This window comes from Prosthecobacter sp. (assembly GCF_044378005.1).
In the GTDB taxonomy this organism is placed as follows: domain Bacteria; phylum Verrucomicrobiota; class Verrucomicrobiia; order Verrucomicrobiales; family Verrucomicrobiaceae; genus Prosthecobacter.
This window is the reverse complement of sequence record NZ_JBILYB010000269.1, coordinates 1-4118: the sequence shown is the minus strand read 5'-3', so window position 1 is coordinate 4118 and position 4118 is coordinate 1. Positions and strand designations below refer to the sequence as shown.

4 protein-coding genes and 1 pseudogene are annotated in these 4118 nt (G+C 60.6%); 2 read left to right on the top strand and 3 right to left on the bottom strand.

Annotated elements, in window-relative coordinates:
• Positions 1-160: 160 nt before the first annotated feature.
• Positions 161-715 carry a hypothetical protein gene (locus tag AC6FTP_RS25885; protein ID WP_497209787.1) on the top strand — a complete coding sequence of 185 codons (555 nt, stop codon included), beginning with the start codon at positions 161-163 and terminating at the stop codon, positions 713-715.
• Positions 716-768: 53 nt separating this feature from the next.
• Here the strand turns inward: AC6FTP_RS25885 and AC6FTP_RS25880 are convergent, their stop codons facing one another.
• Both AC6FTP_RS25880 and mnmA read right to left on the bottom strand, forming a co-directional pair.
• Positions 769-1419 (bottom strand): 3-keto-disaccharide hydrolase, encoded by a 651-nt coding sequence (locus tag AC6FTP_RS25880; protein ID WP_497209786.1) that lies wholly within the window; start codon positions 1417-1419, stop codon positions 769-771.
• A gap of 28 nt (positions 1420-1447) precedes the next feature.
• Positions 1448-2578, bottom strand: coding sequence for a tRNA 2-thiouridine(34) synthase MnmA (mnmA, locus tag AC6FTP_RS25875; protein ID WP_497209785.1), 1131 nt, complete (start codon positions 2576-2578; stop codon positions 1448-1450).
• Positions 2579-2784: 206 nt separating this feature from the next.
• On the opposite strand from mnmA, the gene AC6FTP_RS25870 reads away from it, so the two are divergent.
• Entirely contained in the window at positions 2785-3846 is a 1062-nt protein-coding gene (locus AC6FTP_RS25870) for an endonuclease/exonuclease/phosphatase family protein (RefSeq protein ID WP_497209784.1), read from the top strand.
• Here the strand turns inward: AC6FTP_RS25870 and AC6FTP_RS25865 are convergent.
• A pseudogene (locus tag AC6FTP_RS25865) lies at positions 3821-4118 on the bottom strand (peptide chain release factor N(5)-glutamine methyltransferase); the annotation flags it as partial. The gene AC6FTP_RS25870 and the pseudogene AC6FTP_RS25865 overlap by 26 nt on opposite strands.

Genomic DNA, 4118 nt, shown 5'->3' with positions numbered 1-4118 from the left:
ATGATCCGAGCCAGGAATGGCAACAACGGAAACACCCAGGAAGGAACATCCGCGTGCCCGGATCATCTCCGCCAGCAGGCTGAGGATCATGCCAACCGCCCAAGCTAAAAAATAATGTTGTCGGGAAAGGGGCGGCCTGTTACAACCAGCGCCCTTTTCCGTGATATTTCCCTCCCCCCGAATCACCAGCCTGCTCTTTTTGAGCCTCAGCAGCGTCTGCGCTTTTGCGCAAGACAACCTGCTGCCCCTGCCCGTCGCCGGGCCGGAGATGCCGGTCATGATGGATTCAGGGAGCACGACCAGCCGCTTTTTAAAGCCGTCGAAGTCGATCAAACCGCCCGTCACGACCACGACGGCCGCCGTCCTGCCTCAACCGCAAGTGAACGCGCCTACCGTCGCACGCCTGCGTCGCCTCATCCTCATGCCTTCCGGGATCTCACCCGAAATGATGCGCGAGCACATCGTCGCCAGCGGTCAAAGCCGCCAGCCCGTCACAGTCGTCGGCATGTCCGCCCCCGCGCCCGTTTTGGCAAAGCTCGCCGATCTCTTCGGCAGCAATGTGAATGCTGATACCCAGAAGAAAGTCATCGATGCCGTCCGTCAGGGCATGGGCACCGAAAAAGCCGCCTCGGCCACCGCGCCACGCCGCGTCGAAGTTGTCGGCTGGCTGCCCAGCGAAGGCGTCATGGCCGTCGCCGTGTATCCTGAGAGCTAAAGTGATGCGGGCATTGCAGCCCGCACCTTCGTCAGGGGAGTTTTCCCCGCCTTTTACAGCTCCCGCACGCGGATGTTCCGATACCACGTCTCATCCCCGTGATCCGTGATCATGATGTGCCCGTGTCCAGGCGCAAAGCCGACCTTGTTCTTAAACTTGCTGGCCGCGATCCGCGTCGTCCAGTCTTCTGATTTCGTGTCGGCCGCGCAAACAAGCACCCCGTTCAGGTAGTGCTCGATCTTCCCGTCCTTCACCACCACCCGGCTCGTGTTCCACTCACCTGGAGCCTTCAGCGGCTTGTCGGCAGCAGGCTCCTTGATGTCATAAATGGAGCCCGTCGTGTGGCTGCCACCCTTCATGCCGTCGGGATGCTTCTTGTCATCGATCATCTGGTATTCGATGCCGAGCCACTCCTTCCCGCCGACCTTCGTGACCCAATACTTCACGCCGTTGTTGCCGCCTGACTCGACTTTCCATTCCCACTCCAGCTCGAAATTCGTGTACTCCTTGTCGCTCAGCAGCATCCCGCCGGGAGTGCCATTCAGGTGCAGGGTTCCATCCGTCACGCTCCAGCCAGCACCGGGCTTTTTACCATCGGGCGCATGCCAGCCAGCGATGGACTGACCATCAAAGAGGGACACAAAATCACCGGCGAAGGCAGGAAGCACGGCCAGGGCGAGAAGAACAGAGAGGAGGGGTTTCATGGAGGAGTAGGTCAACGCAATTCGAGGCTCAGTCATACGAGATGGATTCGAAAAAAGCACCACCCAGCAGCCGGTCGCCCTCATACAGCGCGCAGATCTGCCCCGGCGTCAGCGCACGCTGCGGCTCATGATAAATTAGCGACGCCCGCCCATCGCCCAGCGGCACATATTCCGCCAGCCCCGCCGGGCAGCGATAGCGTGGCTGCGCATTCAGCGTCCGCATCTCCGTCAAAGGCGCGCCCGTCGTCGAAACACCCGACAGCGTGCATCGCCGAGCCCACAGCAGCGGCGTGTCCGCCTGCTCGATGGCGATCACCAGCTCGTTCCGCTCCGCACGCTTCGCCACCACCACGTAAGCCTGCTTGTGCAGAGGACTCGCCACGCCGATCCCCTTCCGCTGCCCTAACGTATAAAGGTGCAGCCCCTTGTGCTCGCCCATCACCCTGCCCGTCAGATCCACGATGGGACCCGGTGAGTCTGGCACGAAATTGCGCAGGAAGTCCTCCATCTTCACCTCGCCGATGAAGCAGATGCCCTGGCTGTCCTTCTTGTCCGCCGTCGCCAGTCCCAGCGCCCGCGCCTGCTCCCGCAGCTCCGGTTTCAAAAGATGGCCGATGGGAAACATCGCGATCCGCACCTGCTCCGGCTGCATCATCGCCAAAAAGTACGTCTGGTCCTTGTTCGTGTCCGCCCCGCGATAAATGGCGGGTTCCCTGTTCTCGGTTCCCGGTTCTCCGTTGTCTGAAACTGCGAACTGAGAACCGCGAACCGCGAACCCCTTCTGCGCATAGTGCCCCGTGGCGATCGCCTCGAAACCGCGCTCCCGCGCCCAATCCCAGAGCACGCCGAACTTCATCTCTCGATTGCACATCACGTCCGGGTTCGGCGTGATCCCGGCCTGGTAGCCCTCCAGCAGATACTTAACCACCCGCTCACGGTACTCCTGCATCAGATTCACCACCTGGAACTCAATGCCGAGCTGCTCCGCCACCGCCCGCGCGTCCGTGATATCCTGCTCCCAGGGACAGTGACCGATGATCCCCTCCTCATTGATCCAGTTCTTCATGTAAGCCCCGGTCACGTCATGCCCCTCCCGGACCAGCAGCGCCGTCGCTAGGCTGCTATCCACCCCTCCAGACATAGCGGCGAGAATCTTCATGCGTTGTGCCCAGTCTATGCGTGGCAGAGGCTCCAGCGTCAAGCTGCGTCCCATCGGCGCAGAGGTCACACGACCACGGATTGCATGAGTTGGAAAAGAGCTCGCCCCCATGAATCTGCGGCAAATTCTAAATCACGGCTGGGCATTTCCAGACTGTCACAAATGAGATCTTCCAAAGTGAAAGTCGTCTCGCTAGACTTCCAGCCATGAGTGAGATCAAAATCGCCTTCTGGAATGTGGGGAACCTCTTTGATACCACCGCGTCTGAACTCGCCACTGATCTGGAGTTCACGCCGGAGCATGGCTGGACGCAGCAGGCCTATGACGCCAAGGTCGCCAATCTCGCCGCTGTGCTGAATGCGCTGCACGGCGGCACGGGGCCGGATTTACTCGGGCTGTGCGAGGTGGAAAACGTGCATGTGATGAAGGATCTGATCAAAGCGATGGGGCGCACGGATCTGCAAGTGGCGCACATCGACAGCAAAGACATCCGGGGCATCGACTGCACGCTGGTGTACTCGGACAAAGTCTTCCGCAAACCAGCGAAGTCGGACATGGAGGGGCATACGATCCATCTGCGCTATGCCACGAGAGACATCTTTGAAGTGCGGCTGAAACTCAAGGGCAGCGGCACGACGCCGGAGCTGATCGTACTGGTGAATCACTGGCCCTCGCGGAAGAACGGTCAGTATGAAACGGAGCCGCTGCGGCTCACGGCGGCGGAGCACGCGGGGCGGCTGGTGGATGCCTACCTGAAGTATTCGAAGCAGGAATTCATGACGGCGAATCCGCCGCTGACGATGGAGCAGCTCAACACGCGGTGGAATCGCAACGTGCTGCTGATGGGTGACTTCAATGACGAGCCCTACAGCCGCAGCATGCTGGACTATCTCCAGGCCTCGAAAGACCTCGATCATGTGGAGGAAGAAGTAAAAGGCAGCGCGGGTGGGAAGCCGCCGAGTGCGGAGAAGTATCTGAAAACCTCAGCGCATCTTTTTAACCCGATGTGGGCGCTGCTGGCTGTGCAGGATCGCGGCACGCACTACTTCTCCGCGGCGACGAACTCGATGAATCTGCTCGATCAATTCATCCTCACACGCGGGCTCGTTTATGGCACGCAGGGATTGAAGTTTGATCCGGCGAGCGTGGCGATTTTTTCCCAAGCTCCGGCGGCGGATGCGCGGGGTCGCCCGAAAAACTTTGACCGCGAAAAGCTCACCGGCGTGAGTGATCACCTGCCAATTACGGCGCGGATTCAGGTTCTGTGACGGGCTCTGCCACCTTCGGGATTCCCGGATGGGTGCCGAGGACGAAGCGCTCAATGCCTGCAAGGTCGGCAAGCAGGCGCACTCCGGTAAAGCCATGCTGGCTGGCGATGTCGGCGACGGTTTGGCCCTGATCATGGCCGACCTCTAGCGCGACCATGCCGCCGGGGATGAGGTGGGTGGGGGCTTCCTTTAAAAAGCGGCGGATGATGTCCATGCCATCGGGGCCGCCATCGAGCGCAGAGACGGGATCACGGCGGACTTCGCGGGAGAGA